18 protein-coding genes are annotated in these 18365 nt (G+C 65.4%); 16 read left to right on the forward strand and 2 right to left on the reverse strand.

Features of this window, described 5'->3' with window-relative positions; translation table 11 throughout:
• Positions 1-358: 358 nt before the first annotated feature.
• The 14 genes from ACFDS3_RS03550 (at position 359) to ACFDS3_RS03615 (ending at position 12574) form a co-directional block, all read left to right on the forward strand.
• Positions 359-550, forward strand: coding sequence for a hypothetical protein (locus ACFDS3_RS03550; RefSeq protein WP_375260961.1), 192 nt, complete (start codon positions 359-361; stop codon positions 548-550).
• 102 nt (positions 551-652) lie between these two features.
• On the forward strand, positions 653-856 hold the full coding sequence (locus ACFDS3_RS03555; protein ID WP_375260962.1) for a hypothetical protein: 204 nt from the start codon (positions 653-655) through the stop codon (positions 854-856).
• Between the two features lie 141 nt (positions 857-997).
• Entirely contained in the window at positions 998-1213 is a 216-nt protein-coding gene (locus ACFDS3_RS03560; protein WP_375260963.1) for a Flp family type IVb pilin, read from the forward strand.
• 179 nt (positions 1214-1392) lie between these two features.
• The gene (gene cpaB, locus ACFDS3_RS03565; RefSeq protein ID WP_375260964.1) at positions 1393-2217 is read left to right on the forward strand and encodes a Flp pilus assembly protein CpaB; all 825 of its coding nucleotides are present in this window, start codon (positions 1393-1395) and stop codon (positions 2215-2217) included.
• Positions 2218-2380: 163 nt separating this feature from the next.
• On the forward strand, positions 2381-3775 hold the full coding sequence (locus ACFDS3_RS03570) for a type II and III secretion system protein family protein (RefSeq protein ID WP_375260965.1): 1395 nt from the start codon (positions 2381-2383) through the stop codon (positions 3773-3775).
• 3 nt (positions 3776-3778) lie between these two features.
• Positions 3779-4447, forward strand: coding sequence for an OmpA family protein (locus ACFDS3_RS03575; RefSeq protein ID WP_375260966.1), 669 nt, complete (start codon positions 3779-3781; stop codon positions 4445-4447).
• A gap of 151 nt (positions 4448-4598) precedes the next feature.
• A complete protein-coding gene (locus ACFDS3_RS03580; RefSeq protein WP_375260967.1) occupies positions 4599-5846 on the forward strand; it encodes a CpaE family protein in 1248 nt (415 codons plus the stop codon).
• Between the two features lie 7 nt (positions 5847-5853).
• Complete coding sequence (locus tag ACFDS3_RS03585; RefSeq protein WP_375260968.1) at positions 5854-7293, forward strand: CpaF family protein; 1440 nt, start codon at positions 5854-5856, stop codon at positions 7291-7293.
• A gap of 4 nt (positions 7294-7297) precedes the next feature.
• Positions 7298-8266 (forward strand): type II secretion system F family protein, encoded by a 969-nt coding sequence (locus ACFDS3_RS03590; RefSeq protein WP_375260969.1) that lies wholly within the window; start codon positions 7298-7300, stop codon positions 8264-8266.
• A 5-nt stretch (positions 8267-8271) separates the two neighbouring features.
• Complete coding sequence (locus tag ACFDS3_RS03595; RefSeq protein WP_375260970.1) at positions 8272-9243, forward strand: type II secretion system F family protein; 972 nt, start codon at positions 8272-8274, stop codon at positions 9241-9243.
• A 1-nt stretch (position 9244) separates the two neighbouring features.
• Positions 9245-9796: a tetratricopeptide repeat protein gene (locus ACFDS3_RS03600; protein ID WP_375260971.1), complete on the forward strand. Its 552-nt coding sequence runs from the start codon at positions 9245-9247 to the stop codon at positions 9794-9796.
• A 37-nt stretch (positions 9797-9833) separates the two neighbouring features.
• Positions 9834-10694, forward strand: a complete 861-nt coding sequence (locus ACFDS3_RS03605) for a tetratricopeptide repeat protein (RefSeq protein ID WP_375260972.1) — start codon at positions 9834-9836, stop codon at positions 10692-10694.
• The gene (locus ACFDS3_RS03610) at positions 10694-11200 is read left to right on the forward strand and encodes a prepilin peptidase (protein WP_375260973.1); all 507 of its coding nucleotides are present in this window, start codon (positions 10694-10696) and stop codon (positions 11198-11200) included. The genes ACFDS3_RS03605 and ACFDS3_RS03610 overlap by 1 nt, the downstream gene beginning before the upstream one ends.
• A 69-nt stretch (positions 11201-11269) precedes the next feature.
• On the forward strand, positions 11270-12574 hold the full coding sequence (locus tag ACFDS3_RS03615; protein WP_375260974.1) for an ATPase: 1305 nt from the start codon (positions 11270-11272) through the stop codon (positions 12572-12574).
• A gap of 1 nt (position 12575) precedes the next feature.
• Here the strand turns inward: ACFDS3_RS03615 and ACFDS3_RS03620 are convergent, their stop codons facing one another.
• On the reverse strand, positions 12576-13226 hold the full coding sequence (locus tag ACFDS3_RS03620) for an NAD(P)-binding oxidoreductase (protein WP_375260975.1): 651 nt from the start codon (positions 13224-13226) through the stop codon (positions 12576-12578).
• A 57-nt stretch (positions 13227-13283) separates the two neighbouring features.
• Here ACFDS3_RS03620 and ACFDS3_RS03625 point away from each other — a divergent pair, with 57 nt between their 5' ends.
• Together ACFDS3_RS03625 and pdeM are read left to right on the forward strand one after the other, a co-directional pair.
• A complete protein-coding gene (locus ACFDS3_RS03625; protein ID WP_375260976.1) occupies positions 13284-15731 on the forward strand; it encodes a ligase-associated DNA damage response DEXH box helicase in 2448 nt (815 codons plus the stop codon).
• Between the two features lie 78 nt (positions 15732-15809).
• Positions 15810-16481, forward strand: a complete 672-nt coding sequence (gene pdeM, locus ACFDS3_RS03630; protein WP_375260977.1) for a ligase-associated DNA damage response endonuclease PdeM — start codon at positions 15810-15812, stop codon at positions 16479-16481.
• A gap of 324 nt (positions 16482-16805) precedes the next feature.
• On the opposite strand, the gene ftsH is transcribed toward pdeM, so the two are convergent.
• On the reverse strand, positions 16806-18365 hold a 1560-nt coding region (gene ftsH, locus ACFDS3_RS03635), incomplete at its 5' end, for an ATP-dependent zinc metalloprotease FtsH (RefSeq protein WP_375260978.1).

Below are 18365 nucleotides of genomic sequence, written 5' to 3' on the forward strand. Positions count from 1 at the left end.
GTGATGCGGGGCTTGCCCTGCGACGGAAGGCCGACGCGCTTGAACGTGAAGTCCTTGAACGACGGCGCCTCATCGGCAAGAGCCGGCAAAACAAACGTGCAAAGAAGCCCGATGACGGGCGCCAACAGATATCTCATGGGCTACTCGCGCTGTTCTGCCGCCAAGCTTTCAGCTTTCCGCCGCTCGCCCAACGTCTTTAGCCAAACAAACCGCAGATTTCCCCGCGGCGCGGCAGTCAGGGCGCTACTTCGCGGCCGCCCTTGTATGGGACAACCATTTCCCGATCACCGCCCCGCCACCGCCTCATCCTCGCCCGCTTCCTGCGATCCACTGGCTCCACGCCGATAAGAGGACGATCATGAAACTTGAGGTGCTGAGCATATTCTGTGCGGAAGAGGCTGGCGGCCTCAATCTCGATTGGATGCTTCAGCTGGCGCTGATCACCGTGGTTTGCGCCGGCGTACTAAGCTCTGTGACCACCGGGGACGGCCTCTCTTCCACCGGAAACACCCACTACAACGGCTACACGATCACGTCGCAGTATCCTTGAAGCTGCTTATACGTCGAACGGAGGCCGCGGGCCTTGTCCGCGACTTCCGCGACAGATGCTCGCTTCCGCGCGAAGCCGCTCAAGTTCTCCCGGAGCCCACCGATGAATGCCCGCCGCAAAGCCACGACCTTCCTTCTTAGCGAGGATGGCGGAGTGACAGTCGACTGGGTCGTCCTGACCGCTGCCGCCGTCGGCATCGGCATCACCGTTCTCAGCGCTGTCCGGCCCGACCTCTCTACGACCAGCACGTCGAGCGCGAACAGCGTCGCGGTCATCGCGCCAGTGAGCAACACGACCTTCCCGTAAGGTCCTTTCGTCGGAGGACGCTCTTCCGCGAAATCCCGAAAAGGCCGGAGCGACGCCCAAAACGCGCCTCAATCCCCGGCAAAGTTCTTACCACGGCCCCGGCAGAACGCACACAGGGCCAATGCAACCAGGAGCCAGAGCATGAAATTCCTAAAGATCGCCAAGACCTTCCGCAACGACGAAGACGGCGCCGTGACCGTCGACTGGGTCGTGCTGACCGCCGCCATCGTGGGCCTCGGCATCGCCGTTCTGGCCGCGGTTCAGGGCGGACTGACCACCGCAACCGATAATCTCACCAAGAACCTCGGGTCGAATGCTGACACGAACATCGTTGAGCTGCCCGCAGCCGACGGCTGATATAGCCTTTGCACAAGGCGCTCTGCAATCAGCAGGGCGCCTATTCTCTGGGTCAAGCCATTGGAACGTCCCTGCCGTCTCGCGGCAAGGCGCTCCCCTCTGTGAACGCTGCGCGCCGAATACGGCGTGCCCAGCTAAGCGTACCCTTTGTTGGACCACCCAACGGGAGGAGCCGTTCCTTGCGTATTGTTTTCGCCGCTGTCCTTCTCGCCGGGTTGGGGCTCGCTGGATTAGCGGTTATTCTTGCAAAGGACTACGTATCAACGCTTAAGGCCGGCCAATCGTCCGTCGTTCCAATGACGAAGGTGATCGCGCTGAAGGCTGACGTCGCATATGGCGAACCCCTCGCCAGAGACGACCTGAAGTTCATCGAACTACCAAGCGCGGTCGTCCCGGCCGGTGCCTTCACCGAGGTCGATGCGATGTTCCCCAAAGGCTACGACGTCCCGCGCACAGTCCTGCGCGCGATGGCCGCCAATGAGCCCGTGCTCGCCAGCAAGGTCACCGCCCCAGGCGAGGACGCAGGCGTCGCCACCCGGCTCAGCACCGGAATGCGCGCGTTCGCCATCCGCGTCGACGTCGCCAGCGGCGTGTCCGGCTTCCTCCGGCCCAATGACCGCGTGGACATCTTCTGGAGCGGCGCCCTCCCCGGCCGAAACGGAGAGGTCACGCGGCTGATCGACACGAACGTCCGCATCGTCGCCGTGGATCAGTCCGTCGATGCCGAACGGACCAAGGCCGTCGTCGCCCGCACGATCACGGTCGAAGCCACGCCGCGCCAGGTTGCCTCTTTCGCCCAGGCCCAGTCGTCCGGCCGTCTGTCCCTCGCGCTCGTCGGTGCGCTGGACGAAAGCGTCTCGGAAATGGTCGAGATCGACCAGCGTGAACTGCTGGGGATCGAGGATGAACCCGTCGTGGCCGCAGCGCCGGCGCCGCAGACCTGCTCGATCCGTACCCGCCGCGGGTCCGAAGTCGTCGAAATGCCCATCCCCTGCACCAACTGACCCGGCAGGACCGCGGCGGGGCAGCCGGTCCACAGAGTGTTGCCCCCTTTCCGCAATCCCTCCTCGGATAGATGGAAATATTGTCAAACATCGCACCACCCCTCATGCTGAGGAGAAAGGCGGACGACAGATCCGCGTCCAAGTGATCACAGAGGCAGATCACATGAGCATTGAGACGGTCCTGAAGGCCAGCGCGCTTGGCCTGTGTCTGGCGTTTGCGCCAGTCGCGGTGACACACGCGGTCGCGCAGAACCTGCGGGTCCTGTCGAACGGCACGTCCTCTGCGCTGCGCGTCCCGATGAATCGCGCCGTCGTCGTTGAGAGCGACATTCCTTTCGCGGAGCTTTCGATCGCGAACCCGGCGATCGCCGACATCTCGACCCTGTCCGATCAGACCGTCTATGTCCTCGGAAAGACGCCGGGACGCACCACGCTTACGCTGTTGAACGCCGAAGGGCGCCTGATCACGAACGTGGACGTGCAGGTCGTTCCCGACATCGGCGAGTTCAAGGAGCGCATCGATCAGATTCTTCCCGGCGAAGGGATCGAGGTCCGCACGGCAAACGACGGCATCGTCCTTTCTGGCACCGTTTCAAGCATCGTGGCCCTCGATGCCGCGCTGGAACTCGCCGAGCGATATGCGCCAGGGCGCGTCTCGAACCTGATGAGCGTAGGCGGCACGCAGCAGGTCATGCTGAAGGTACGCTTCGCCGAGATGTCCCGCTCTGTCTCGAAGACGTTGTCATCGTCCATCGCCGTGTCTTCCAACCGATTCGGCGCCGAAACGGGCAATTACCTCGAAGGTAGCAACGGCATCGGCCAGGAATTGACGGTGGACGCTTCGACCCAAGGCGCGTTCGGCTTCAGCTTCGGCGGCAACTCCCTTCAGCTCGAGGTGCTTCTCGAAGCGCTCGAGAGCAAGGGCGTCGTGCGCACGCTTTCAGAGCCCAATCTCACCACGCTTTCGGGGCAAGAGGCGAACTTCCTTGCCGGGGGCGAGTACCCCGTTCCGGTCCAGGACGACGACGGCATCTCGATCGATTACAAGGATTTCGGCGTCGAACTGAACTTCCTTCCAAGGGTGCTTGCCGACGAGGTCATCAATATCGAGTTGAACGCCGCCGTTTCGAGCATCGATCCGACCATCGGCTCCACCCAGTCCGGCATCAGCGTGGACGGCTTCTCTCGCCGTGAGGCGCAGACTACCGTGCAGCTTCGGGATGGCGAAAGCTTTGCCATCGCCGGCCTGCTCGAGGACGACTTCCGCGACGTCAGCGCGCAGGTTCCGTTCCTGGGCGACATTCCGGTCCTCGGCGCGCTCTTCCGCTCGGCCGAGTACAATCGCGACCAGACCGAACTCGTCATCATCATTACGGCTCATCTCGTCTCGCCCGTTCGTGGCGAGGCGCTTGCCTTGCCGACGGACCGCGTGACGCTTCCGACCGAGCGCGAGTTCTTCCTCTTCGGGAAGGTAACCGGGGACGGACCGAAAGGCGCAGCCGGCGAGGTTGCGCGGCAGGACTTCTCGGGCTCCTACGGCTACGTGATGGAGGACTAGGCCATGACCACGCGGTCGATCCTCCTCGCCGTCAGCTTCGCGGGATTTGTGCTGTCAGGCTGCGCGAACGTGACGACTTGGAACGCGCCGCTCGGGTCAGAGCTCGACGAAGGTCGCTTCGGCAACCCGACGATGAACAACATGCTCGTCCAGTCCGGGCGGATCGGGCAGGTCGAAGGGCTGAACAACCGCTTCTCGACCGAAGTGGTTTCGGTCGTGACCTTCGCGTTCGACAGCGCCACGCTGAGCCCTGAGGCGCGCGCCGTGGTCGCCCGGCAGGCCGCGTGGATACGCCAGTTCCCCGAAGTCAGCTTCCGCGTCTACGGACACACCGATCTCGTCGGATCGGACTCGTACAACTATGCGCTGGGTCGGCGGCGCGCGGAGGCCGTCGTTGCCGAACTGGTGCGCAACGGGGTCAACCGCAACCGCTTGGAGGCGCTCGTGTCCTTCGGGGAAACGCAGCCCCTGATCGTCACGCAGGGGCGCGAGCGGGCAAATCGCAGAACGGTCACCGAGGTTTCGGGCTTCGTCGGACGCAAGGGCGACCTGCTTTATGGCAACTACGCCGAGGTCATCCTGCGCGAATGGATCGCCAGCGCCACATACGTGCCGCAGCTCGACGCGGCCCAGATGAGCACGGGCGGGTTGAACGGCGGCGCCGCCCAATAGGGTCGAGCGGACCGTTCGCGATTGCCGGATAATGGGAGCGATCCAGCCTCATTATCGCCCAGATTTTCTGTGATCTTCCAGCTCTGGAGCCGCAGTCCGCCGCTTCCTCAGAGGCGGGACGACGCGTAGCGAACAAGGGTGTGGATACGACATGACGAGTGAGGCTCTTGCCGAAGACCTGGCGCCGATCCGTGCATGCACCGTGTGCCGGGATATCCAGAACTTCGACCTGCTGATCGAGGATATGGAGAACGCGTTTGGGGAAACGTGGGGCGACTTGTGCTTCGCCGACGCGACAGCCTTCCTGACCCAACCCGGCGCACGATCGCTCGAACTTCTGGCAATCGCGATCGACAAGGACGACGAGGCGAATGTCGACGAGGTCTCGACGACAATCCGCACCGCGGTCGCGCAGCGGATCGCGGTGATCCTGATCGCCGAAGACGTCTCGCCCCTGATCCTGCACCAACTCTTGAAGCTTGGCGCGACCGAATTCGTCCCCTACCCCTTGCCCGACCGCGCCCTGCCCGACGCGATCGCGCGCGTCAGCGCTGGATCCGCTACCGCGCCTCGACCGCCCGCCCCGGTCGAAGAGGTCGTCCGCCCCGAACTGAACACGGGCGGCCGCAACGGTGTCATTCTGCCCGTTCAAGGACTGGCCGGTGGCGTCGGCGCATCAACATTCGCTGTCAATCTGGCCAATGAGCTGAGCCTGCTGGACGGCAAGCGCCCGCCGCGCGTCTGCATCCTCGACTTCGACCTGCAGGTTGGTGCGGTCTCGACCTATCTCGACCTGCCGCAACGCGAGGTCGTGATCGAACTGCTCTCCGACACCGAAACGATGGACGCCGACCTGCTCTTCCAGGCCATGGTGAGCCACCAGGACCGGCTGCATATCCTGACCTCCCCGGCCGAGATGGTCCCCCTCGACCTCATCCAGCCCGAAGACGTGAACCGGATCCTCGACCTCGCAAGCGCCCAGTTCGACTACGTGGTCGTCGACATGCCAAGCACGGTGGTGCAGTGGACCGAAACGGTCCTGAGCCGCGCCCATGCCTATTTCGCGCTGCTCGAGCTCGACATGCGCTCGGCCCAGAACGCCCTGCGTCTCATCCGTGCGCTCAAGGCCGAAGAGCTGCCTGTCGACAAGCTGCGCTTCGTCATGAACCGGGCTCCGAGGTTCGCAGATCTCGCGGGGCGCAGCCGCCTTAAGAAGCTGGCCGAAAGCCTGGGCGTGGCGATCGACGTGCACCTGCCCGACGGCGGCAAGGCGGTGACCGAAGCCAACGACAGCGGCCTGCCCCTCGCCTCTGCCGCCAAGAAGAACCCCCTGCGGAAGGAGATCGGCAAGATCGCCGCCTCTGCACACGAAGTGAACCGTGAAGCCGCCGAAAGCTGAGGGTCAGATGTTCTCGCGTTATAAGAAGTCAGACACCGCCAAGCCGGCACTGCCCAAGGGCATCCCGACGCACAAAACCGTTGCGCCCGTCGTCCCGGCTTCCAAGCCCGCGGAAGAGGCTCACAAGCTGCGCACCGCCGCCGCGAAGGCGCCTCCGGTGGACAAGGAGAAACGCCGCAAGGAGAAGCTCGCCGACCTCAAGGTGCAGCTCCACCGCGAGCTCCTGGACAACCTCAACCTCGCGGCACTGGAGCAGGCGAGCGAGCAGGACCTGAAAGCCGAGATCACTGCCATCGCCTCGGAGACGCTGGCCGAAATGGGCGTGGTGCTGAACCGCGAGGAACGGCACACCCTGAACCAGGAGCTTTATGACGAGGTGCGCGGCCTCGGCCCGCTTGAGGCGCTTCTGAAGGACGACAGCGTCAACGATATCCTGGTGAACGGCCCCCATCGGATCTTTGTCGAACGCGCGGGCAAGCTGCAGCTCACCGACATCACCTTCAAGGACGAACGCCACCTCCTGCGGATCATCGACAAGATCGTCTCGGCCGTCGGACGCCGCGTGGACGAGTCGAACCCTTACGTCGATGCCCGCCTCGCCGACGGCTCGCGCTTCAACGCGATGGTCCCGCCGATCGCGGTGGACGGCAGCCTCGTCTCGATCCGCAAGTTCAAGAAAGAGAAGCTGGGGATCCGCGACCTCGTCGCGTTCGGCGCCTTCTCGGAACAGATGGCGATGTATCTCGAGGCGGCCGTTTCGACGCGCCTCAACATCATCGTCTCTGGCGGAACGGGCTCGGGCAAGACCACGACACTGAACGCGCTGAGCTCGTTCATCGACAATTCCGAGCGCATCCTGACGATCGAGGACACGGCCGAGCTCCAGCTTCAGCAAACCCATGTCGGCCGCATGGAAAGCCGCCCCGCCAACGTCGAGGGCAAGGGCGCCGTCAGCCAGAGGGACTGCCTAAAGAACGCGCTCCGGATGCGCCCCGACCGCATCATCGTAGGCGAGACCCGCGGCGAGGAAGTCATTGATATGCTGCAGGCGATGAACACCGGCCACGACGGCTCGATGACCACGATCCACGCCAACTCCTCGCGCGACGCGGTGTCGCGCCTGGAGAACATGATCGCGATGGCCGGGATCGAAATGCCGCTGAAGGCGGTGCGCAGCCAGATCGCGAGCGCCGTGAACCTGATCGTGCAGGCGACCCGCCTCCAGGACGGGTCGCGCCGGATGGTCTCGATCACCGAAGTCACGGGGATGGAGGGCGAGGTCATCTCGATGCAGGAGATCTTCCGCTTTCAGCGCACAGGACTGACGCCGGACAACAAGATCCTCGGCCACTTCACCGGAACCGGCGTGCGGTCGCACTTCGCCGAGCGGTTCCGCATGTGGGGCTACGACCTCCCGGCCGAAATCTACGATGTCGTGAAAGGTTGAACGGATGCAGATCCCCGTCGAACTGATTGTCTACGGCGTCATCTTCGTCGCCGTCCTGCTGCTGGTCGAGGGCATCTACCTGACCGTGTTTGGCCGGTCGATCTCGCTCAACAGCCGGGTCAACCGCCGGATCGAGATGCTCGACAAGGGCAAGGGGCGCGAGCAGGTGCTGGATCAACTCCGCAAGGAGATGACCCAGCACATGAACAGCCAGAAGCTGCCGATCTATTCGCTTCTGGCGACAAAGGCGCAGAAGGCCAACATCGCGTTCACGCCGACGCAGCTGATGCTGATCATGGGCGTGCTGTCGATGGTCGCCTACGTCGCGCTGACCCTCGGGACCGGGGCAGCCACGCCGGTCAGGATCGTCTGCGCGGTCGGGATCGGGGTCGGCGCCGTGGTCGTATGGGTCAACAACAAGGCCAAGAAGCGCATGGCCATGATTGAGGAGCAACTGCCCGACGCGGTCGAACTCATGGTGCGCTCGCTTCGGGTCGGGCACCCGTTCTCGTCGGCCCTGAACGCCGTCGCGAAAGAGGTGCCCGATCCTCTGGGCTCGGAAATGGGCGTGATCGCGGACGAGGCCGCCTATGGCCGCGACACCGGCGAGGCGCTGAAGGCGATGGCCGAACGGCTTGACATGCAGGACCTGCGCTTTCTCGCCGTGGCCGTGACGATCCAGCAGCAATCGGGCGGCAACCTGGCCGAGGTGCTCGACGGGCTGGCCAAGGTGATCCGCTCGCGATTCAAGCTGTTCCGCCGCGTGAAGGCCATCACGGCCGAAGCGAAGTGGTCCGGCATGTTCCTGTCGGTCTTTCCCATTGGCGCGATCGTCGTGATCATGCTGATCAAGCCCGACTATTTCGACGATGTGAAACAGACCGCCTACTTCGTCCCGGGCTGCCTCGTCGTCGCCGGATTCCTCGTGGCGAACATCTTCGTCATGCGCTCGCTCGTGAACATCAAGGTCTGAGGCTCATGGACGCGATAACCGCCCTCCTCATCGACACGTTTGGTCCGCTCGGCCCCCTGATCGTCCCCGGCCTCCTGGCGCTGGTCCTCTTCGGGCTCTGTGCGGTCCTGCTGCTCAACCGGCGGCCCGACCCGATGGACAAGTTCGCCCGCATGGCCAAGCAGAGCCGCGAGCGACCCGAGGTGCAGAGCCTGCGGCGCGACGGCGGCAAGGTCGACAAGCTCGAACCCTATTCCACCTTCCTCGAACCCCAGAACGCCGAAGAATTCTCGGCCGTGAAACTCAAGCTCGTGCGCGCCGGGTATCGCGGCACGAACGCGGTGCGGGTGTACCACTTCGCGCAGTTCTTCCTTGGCATGACATGTCTTGTGCTTGGCGTCGCCTATACGCTCTACGTCTCGGGCAGTGGCGATATGAGCCTGAACTCCATGATGCTCTACACGATCCTGCCTGGCGCCGTCGGCTACATGATTCCGAAGTACTGGGTCACCAAGCGCCTGCAACAGCGGCAGGAAGAGATCATCAACGGCTTCCCCGACTCGCTCGACATGATGCTGGTTTGCGTCGAGGCTGGACAATCGATGGATCAGTGCATCGGACGGGTCGCGCGCGAGATCCGCGCTGGCTATCCGGCCCTCGCCGACGAATACGATATGGTCACGCAGGAAATCCGGGCCGGCAAGGACAAGAACCAGGTGCTGAAGGACATGGGCGAACGCGCGGGCGTGACGGATGTGTCGAACTTCGTGACGGTGCTGATCCAGTCGGCCGCCTTTGGCACCTCGATCGCCGAGGCCCTGCGGGTCTATGCCGCCGAGATGCGCGACAAGCGCGTCATGCGCGCAGAGGAAAAGGCGAACACCTTGCCGACCAAGATGACGCTCGCCACGATGATGCTGACGGTGCCACCGCTGCTGATCATCCTGCTTGGCCCGTCCGTCTACAACATCGTCTCGACCTTCGCCAAGTTCGGGTGACATGGGAGGGCTCGCCCCCCTCCTCCTTGTCCTGATCGCACTTGGCGGGTGCGGGCAGACACGGAGCGGTTCGGTGGGACCGCTCGCGCCGGGGGTCGACCGGACGGCCGAAGCGGTCGACGGGCTGACCGTTGGCAACCGCCTGATGGAGGCCGGCGAATTCGAACTCGCGCGCCGCGCCTACCTGCGCAAGGCGGCCGAAAGCGGCCTGACGCCCGAAGTGCTGACCGCCCTCGGCACCGCATCACTCCGTCTCGGCCGACTGGGTCAGGCCGAGGATCTGTTCCGCAAGGCCGTCGCGGCGGACTCCGAATACGTCCCCGCGCGCAACAATCTCGGCGTCGTCCTGATGGAGACTGGCCATGTCGCCGAGGCGCATCTGCAGTTCAAGGCCGCCTTCGCCGCCGACAGTGGCCAAAGTGACGACATTCGCACCAATCTCACCCGTGCGCTATCCAAGCTTGACGCGGAAACTTACACTGATCCCGAAAATGAGAGCTTCGCCCTCGAACGGCGCGGGAACGGCAGCTACCGGCTCGTCCCGCCCGGCTGAGGGAACGGGGCCGTTTCGAGCAGCAAGGACGCATCTCATGCGCCACACCATCCTCCTCGCGCTCTGCCTCGGCGGAGCGATGACGCTATCGGCTTGCGGCGATCGGTCCAGCTCGGCCGAGGTGAACCGCGCGCTGAAGGACCTGAACGTCGTGGACGAGGCGAACCTCAACGAGGTCATGCTCGCCTCCGCCGATCCGCGCGAGGCCGTGCAGTACTTCCGCAAGGCGGTTGCCGACAACCCGGACCGCATCGACCTGCAGCGACAGCTTGCCAAGGCCCTGGTCCGCGCAAAGCAGCCGGGGCAGGCCGCTGCCGTCTGGGCGCGTGTCGCCGAAAGCCGCAGGGCCGAACCCGACGACCGGCTGGCGCTGGCCGACGCCCTGATCCGCGCGGGCGACTGGACATCGGCTTCGGCACAACTCGCCAAGCTGCCAAGCAGCTACCGCACATTTCAGCGCTACCGCCTCGAGGCGATGGTCGCCGACAGCCGCGGAGAATGGTCCGAAGCGGACAGCCTCTACCAGACGGCTGCGGGCCTGACGACAAGCCCGGCGAGCACCCTGAACAACTGGGGTTTCTCCAAGCTCAGCCGGGGCCAACCTGCCGAGGCCGAGCGCCTTTTTACCGAGGCTCTCGGGTACGAGCCCGGCCTTTTCACCGCCAAGAACAACCTCGCCCTCGCCCGCGGCGCCCAGCGCAACTACGAACTGCCGGTCGTCCCTATGTCCCAGACCGAGCGCGCCCAACTTCTGCACACGCTCGCGCTTTCGGCGATCAAGCAGGGCGACGTGGCGGTGGGCGAAGGGCTTTTGCGCGACGCCATCGACACGCACCCCCAGCATTTCGAGGCGGCGCAGGTGGCGCTCGACGCGCTTGGCTCGAACGTGACCAACTGATGCTATTGTCGGCCGAGCTTGCGCTGCCGGACAGGGCGGCGCTGGTCTTCTTCATCCTCACCCTGCCGGCCTGCGCCTGGGTTGCGCTATCCGACCTGCGGCACATGAAGATCCGCAATGCCGCCGTCCTGACGCTCGCGGCGACCTTTCTGCTGGTCGGCCCCTTTGTCCTGCCGCTGGGCGTCTACCTCTGGCAGATCGTGCAAGGCTTCATCATGCTCGGGATCGGCTTCGTGCTGAACATGGCCCGCGCGATGGGGGCGGGGGATGCCAAGTTTCTGGCCGCCGCGGCGCCGTTTGTGGCCCAGCCGGACGCCTACGCCGTGCTCGTCCTGCTGTCGCTGATGCTGCTGTCCGCCGTCGCGGTCCACCGCACAGCACGCCGTATCCCCTTCCTGACGCGCCTCGCGCCCCACTGGGAAAGCTGGCAGGCGCGGAAATTCCCGATGGGCCTCGGGCTCGGCCCCACGCTTTCGCTGTACCTGGCGCTGTCTGCCTTCGCCTGATCCCGGTTCGGCCTCATTATTGGCGCAAGCGTGCGGCACTTTCCCTTGGCGACAAGGAGGACCGATCCGATGAACATGCCGACGCCGTCTCCGGTGGAGCCGCCCGCGCCGCGCACGCTCGAGGCGGTGGGGCTACCGGTCGTCATGATGCGGGACATCCTGCTCAAGACGGTCTTTCGCACCAATGCCGCCACCGTCACGGACATCGCCCGCGCCATCGCGCTGCCGCTCGGAACGACGCAGGCCCTGATCGACCTCGCCCGCGAACAGAAGCTGATGGAGGCGCTCGGCACCCTGCGCGCCACGTCGAGCGGCGAGATGGAGTTCCAGCTTTCCGACAGCGGGAAGGCCCGCGCGCTCGATGCCCTGGGCCAGTCCGAGTATTTCGGCGCGATGCCCGTCCCCATGGCTGCCTATGCCGAACAGGTCGAGCGTCAGTCGATCCGCAAGATCACCATGACGCGCGACCTTCTGACCGCGGCGATGGGGCACCTCGTCCTGCCGCCCCGGCTTCTGGACCAGCTCGGCCCGGCCGTGGGGTCGGGCCGGTCGATCCTGATGTACGGCCCGCCCGGCAACGGCAAGTCGTCGATCTCGAACGGCATCCGCGACGCCCTCGGCGACACGATCTACGTCCCGCGCGCCATTGAATACGCGGGCCAGGTCATCACGGTCTACGATCCCATCGTCCATACCAGCGTCGAGGAAGAGGATGACACGCTGTCCCTGCGCCTGCGAAAACGGCACGACGCGCGGTACGTCCTGTGCCGGCGCCCGACCGTGGTCACCGGGGGCGAGCTGAAGCTCGACATGCTGAACCTCATCTACAACCCGGTGGCGCGCACGTACCAGGCGCCGTTGCAGCTGAAATCGACGGGCGGCGTCTTCATCGTGGACGACCTCGGCCGGCAGGAAGAATCGCCGCAGGCGCTCATCAACCGCTGGATCGTACCGCTCGAGGAATCGAAGGACATCCTGTCGCTGCAATCGGGCGAAAAGTTCGAAGTGCCGTTCGACACGCTCGTGATCTTCTCGACCAACTTCCATCCCAACAAGATCTTCGACAAGGCTGCGCTCCGCCGGATCTTCTACAAGATCAAGATCGACGGCCCGAGCCAGAAGGACTTCCTGAGGATCTTCGCGCTGGTCGCCCAGAAAAAGGGGATGCCGTTGGACGAGGCGGCGCTGGTCCACCTGATCCGCAACCGCTTCCCCGAGATCGGGAACGTCTATGCCAACTACATGCCTGTCTTCCTGATCGACCAGATGGCCTCGATCTGCGCGTTCGAAGGCATCCCGAACCAGATGACGCCCGATCTGATCGACCGCGCCTGGGCCAACCTCTTCGTCGAGGACAGCGAGGTCGACCACTAGCCTACCGGCGGAACCCGTCCAGCGCCTCCCCCACCGGGGTTTCGCCATCCGTCAGCTCGATCGCCTCCCACCGCAGCCACGGACGCTCGATCACACCCGCGATCGCGGCGGCCACGTTGCCACGCGCCACATCGCCATAGGGCGCCACGCGCGCAGCGGTCACGCATCCGTCGCCCTCGGCGGTGACCAGCGTTCCGGGACGCAGGATGACCCAGTCGAGCCCCGACCGCGCGACCGCCACGTCGGCCCGCTTCTTGCAGGCCATGTAGTGCTCGAACGTGTCCGGCACCTGCCGCGCACGCCCCGCCTCGGGAAAGACCGACACGACCACGAGGCGCCGCACGCCCTCGGCCTCCATCGCCGGAACAAGCATCTCCGGTCCATCCCCGTCGATGCGGGCGGCCTGCACCTCACCCGCGCCGCCGGCACCGGCCGAGAACACGACCGCATCCATGCCCCGGACAGCATCGCGATAGTCCGAGGGCCGCATCTCCATCAGGTCACCGGCACGCGGTGTGGCCCCCTGCCGCTGGAGCATCTTGGCCTGCTCGGGCTTGCGGTGCAGCCCGTGCACCTCGTGGCCGCTTTCGACCAGCATGGACACGAGGCGCGATCCAACGCCGCCCGTCGCCCCGATCACCAGAACCTTCATCGTCGAACCCTCCTCTGTCGCATGGCGAATGGTCCGGCGCGCGCCTAAGTTCCGGACATGACCGTCCTGCCCCCCCGTTTCGCCGATTGGTTCGCCACCCGTGGCTGGACCGTTCACCCCCACCAGCAGGACATGCTGGACCGCGCGGACGAGCCGTCGCTGCTGCTCATCGCACCGACCGGCGGGGGCAAGACGCTGGCCGGCTTCCTGCCCAGCCTCGTGGAGCTTGCCGGCGGCGACCATTCCGGCCTCCACACGCTCTATGTCTCGCCGCTCAAGGCCCTCGCCACCGACATCCGGCGCAACCTGACCCGTCCGGTCGAGGATATGCGCCTGCCCATCCGGATCGAGGATCGCACCGGCGACACCAGCTACACGCGGAAACGCCGCCAGCGCGCGGACCCGCCGCATATCCTGCTGACGACGCCGGAAAGCCTTGCCCTGCTGCTCTCCTACGAGGACGCGCCCCGCATCTTCGCCGGCCTCAAGCGCATCGTGGTGGACGAGATCCACGCCCTAGCTGAGTCGAAACGTGGCGACCAGCTCGTCCTTGCCCTGTCGCGCCTGCAGGCCTTGGTGCCGAACCTGCGCCGCGTCGGCCTGTCGGCCACGGTCGAGGACCCCGCCGCAATTGCAGGCTTCCTGGCCCGGCACCCCGACCCCTGCCCGATCCTCCATGCCGATCCCGGCCCGGAACCCGACATCTCGATGCTGACGACCGAGGCCCCCGCCCCCTGGGCCGGCGGCGGCGGGCGCTACGCCATTCCCGAGGTGCTGGAGCAGGTGCGTCGCCACCGGACGACGCTGATCTTCCACAACACCCGCGCGCAGGCAGAGCTCTTCTTCCACGATCTCTGGCTCCAGAACGAGGACGCCCTGCCGATCGGCATCCACCACGGCTCCCTCTCACGCGAGCAGCGCGCCAAGACCGAGGCCGCAATGGTGAACGGCGACCTGCGCGCCATCGTTTGCACCGGCTCGCTCGACCTCGGGATCGACTGGGGAGACGTGAACCTTGTGATCCAGATCGGCGCGCCGAAGAACGTCAAGCGGCTGGTCCAGAGGATCGGGCGCGCGAACCACCGCTACAACGCGCCGTCGAAGGCGCTGCTCGTCCCCGCCAATCGATTCGAAATCGTCGAATGCGTCGCAGCGCTCGAGGCGGTGAAGGCGCGCGACCTCGACGGCGATCCACGTGGCCCCGGCCCCCGCGACGTGCTCTGCCAGCACATGCTGATCTGCGCGGCCTCCGGTCCCTTCAAGGCCATCGACCTTTACCACGAGGTTCGGACGGCTGGCCCTTATGCCCGCCTTACTCGGGCGGATTTCGACCGCTGCCTCGATTTCGTGGCGACCGGCGGCTACGCGCTGCGGGCTTACGACCAATGGCAGCGGCTGGTCGAGCGGGACGGTCTATGGCAGCTTCGCGACCCACGCGGCGGGCTGCGGATCCGGCAGAATATCGGCACGATCATGGACACGGACCTGCTGAAGGTGCGCCTGCGCGGTCGGCGCGGCGCGGGCGGCACCCAGCTTGGCGAGATCGAAGAAGGCTTCGCCGCCACACTCACCCCCGGCGACACCTTCCTCATGGGCGGCGAAGTCGTGCGCTACGAGGGCCTGCGCGAGATGACGGTCGAGGTGTCGCGCCGCCCCGAAAAGCCGCCTCGCATCGCGACCTTCATGGGCACGAAGTTCGCCACCTCGACCCAGCTCAGCCACCGCATCCTGCGCATGTTCCGCCAGGACGATTGGCCCGAACTGCCGCCATCGACCCGCGACTGGCTGCACCTGCAATGCGAGCGTTCGCACCTGCCCGAGGCCGACCGCCTGCTGGTCGAGAGCTTTCCCTTCTTCGGTCGCGCCTACACCTGCGTCTACGGCTTTGCAGGCCGCAACGCGATGCAGACGCTGGGCCTTCTGCTCACCGCGCGGATGGAGACCGCCAACCTGCACCCCCTGGGCTTCGTCTCGACCGACTACGCTACGCTGATCTGGGGCCTCGACCCCGTGACCGCCCCCGCGCCGCTCTTTGACGGGGACGACCTGCGCGCGGCGTTCGAGACATGGCTGGGCGGCAACGCGGTGATGAAGCGGACCTTCAAGCAGTCTGCGGTCATCGCCGGTCTGATCGACCGCCAGACACAGGGGCAGCGCAAGAGCGGCCGGCAGGCGGCGTTCTCGTCCGACATCCTCTATGACACCCTGCGGCGCCACGACCCCGAACACCTGCTGCTCGACATAACGCGCGAAGAAGCGCTGAAGGGCCTCGTGGATTTCGGCCGCATCGAAGAGATGCTGGTCCGCACCTCCGGGCGAATCGACCACGTGACGACCGACCGTCCCACACCGCTTGCCGCACCGCTGTTTCTCGAAGCCGGCCGCGTCCCGGTCGAGGGCGCCGGGACCGAGCGCCTCTTGGCCGAGGAAGCCGCTCGCCTGATGGAAGGCGCCGGTCTGCAGATCACGCGCGAGGACGAGCGCAAGTGGCGGGTCCCGTTCTGAGCCTTGCCGACGCTCCGGCCACCGGCTATCGGCTCGATCCACTTGCGACGGGGGATGCCGGTGCGTATGGAACGCAACATGAACTTCTGCGAATTCACCCTCTCCGGCGAATCGCTTCGCATCCTTTCGACGGGCGCGCTCTGGTGGCCTGCAGAGGCAACGCTGGTCGTCTCGGACCTGCACCTCTGCAAGTCCGAACGCGTGGCGCGCCGGTCCGGCCAGATGCTCCCCCCCTACGAGACGCGAGACACGCTGGCCCGGCTGGACTCGGATGTGCTGGCGACAAAGCCGGCGCGCGTGATCTGCCTCGGCGACAGTTTCGACGACGACGCCGCGCGCCAGGGGTTGGGCGAGGCCGAGAGCCTGTGGATTTCGCGGATGCAGGCGGGGCGCGACTGGGTGTGGATCGCCGGCAACCACGATCCCGCCCCCATTGATCTCGGCGGCACGGCACAGGCCGAGCTTCTGATCGGCCCCCTATCCTTCCGCCACATTGCGACGCCCGCGCAGGGGGAGATCAGCGGCCACTACCATCCCAAGGCGCGGCTCGCGCTCCGAGGTCGGTTGGTCTCGCGCCCCTGCTGTCTGCATGATGGGCGCCACGCGATCCTGCCGGCTTACGGCACCTATACCGGCGGGCTGGATTGGACGTCGCCGGCCTTGTCCGCGCTCATGGGTCCCGGAGCCTGCGCAATCCTCACCGGCCAGCAGCCCTGCGCGGTTCCGGTACCGCAGCGAGCGCGCGCCTGACCAGATAAGTCTCGGGTGTCTCAAGAAGCAGAAACGCCGTGCTGCAGGGGTGCAGCGCGGCGTCTTCGTGTTCGACGATGTCCGGTCCCTTAGATCAGGACCATGGCGGCCAAAGCGATTCCCGTCAGAAGGCCAGCGTGGATGGCAACAATTGCGCTCGTCATGTCAAGACTCCATTGCGTTTGACTACCCAATGCAGCGGAGTATCGCGCAGTTCCCTGACCAAGTTGTTACCACAGCACGAGAATCAGCAAATTTGGCCGAGCCACCGCCAGAGCATGACCCCGGAAAAGGCGAAGGGCCGCTTGCGCGGCCCTCACAGGATCAGGTTGGTTCCGGCTCAAGTCCGGCATCGGGCTTTGGCCGCGGCTTCGTCTTCGGGATCGAAGCGATGGACGACGAGTTGCCTTGATCCGGCGTGTCATCGTCATCGCCACGCTTCAAGGGCTCACCATTCACGACCTTGAGGATCTCCGGCCCGGTCAGCGTCTCGTACTCCAGAAGACCCTGAGCCAGACGCTCCCATTCCTCGCGCTTCTCGGTCAGGATACGCTTTGCCTCGCGGTAGCCCTCGTCGATGATCTCCTTGACCTTGTCGTCGATCAGCTTCTGGGTATCAGCCGAATGGTTCGTGCCACCCGAGTAGCCGCCCAGGTAGGATTGCTGCTCGTTGGCATAGTCCACGTAGCCAAGCTCCTCGGTAAAGCCGAACTGCGTCACCATCGCGCGCGCGATCTTCGACACCTGCTGGATGTCCGATGCGGCACCGCTCGTCACGTTGTCCCGCCCGAACTTCAATTCTTCGGCGACGCGCCCCCCCATCGCCATGGCGATCTTGGACTTGTACTTGGTCAGCGTGACCGAAAGCTGGTCGCGCTCGGGCAGCGACAGCACAAGACCAAGGGCACGGCCGCGCGGAATGATCGTCGCCTTGTGGACCGGATCGTGCTGCGGGACGTTCAGGCCGACGATGGCGTGACCGGCCTCGTGGTAGGCGGTCAGCATCTTCTCGTCCTCGGTCATGACCATGGACCGACGCTCGGCCCCCATCATGACCTTGTCCTTGGCGTTCTCGAAATCGTCCATCGTGACGAAGCGGCGTCCAACCCGGGCAGCCATCAGCGCGGCCTCGTTCACGAGGTTCGCGAGGTCGGCGCCGGAAAAGCCCGGAGTGCCGCGCGCGATGATGCGCAGGTCGACGTTCGGACCGAGCGGCACCTTGCGCGCGTGCACGCCGAGGATCTTGTCGCGGCCCTTGATGTCGGGATTCGGTACCTGCACCTGACGGTCAAAGCGGCCCGGACGCAGCAGCGCGGGGTCGAGCACGTCGGGGCGGTTGGTCGCCGCGACGATGATGATGCCTTCGTTCGCTTCGAAACCGTCCATCTCGACCAGAAGCTGGTTCAGCGTCTGCTCGCGCTCGTCATTGCCGCCGCCGTAGCCTACGCCACGCGACCGGCCCACGGCGTCGATCTCGTCGATGAACACGATGCAGGGCGCGTTCTTCTTGGCCTGCTCGAACATGTCCCTTACGCGGCTGGCGCCGACGCCCACGAACATCTCGACGAAGTCGGAACCCGAGATGGTGAAGAACGGCACGCCCGCCTCACCCGCAACGGCGCGGGCCAGCAGCGTCTTACCCGTGCCCGGAGGGCCGACGAGCAGCGCACCCTTGGGAATCTTGCCGCCAAGGCGCGAGAATTTCTGCGGGTTGCGCAGGAATTCTACGATCTCCTCGAGGTCTTCCTTGGCCTCGTCGATGCCCGCGACGTCGTCGAAGGTGACGCGCCCGTGCTTTTCGGTCAGCAGCTTGGCCTTCGATTTGCCGAAGCCCATGGCCCCGCCTTTGCCGCCGCCCTGCATCCGGTTCATGAGATCGGAAGA

This window comes from Palleronia sp. (genome assembly GCF_042089775.1).
Lineage (GTDB): Bacteria > Pseudomonadota > Alphaproteobacteria > Rhodobacterales > Rhodobacteraceae > Palleronia.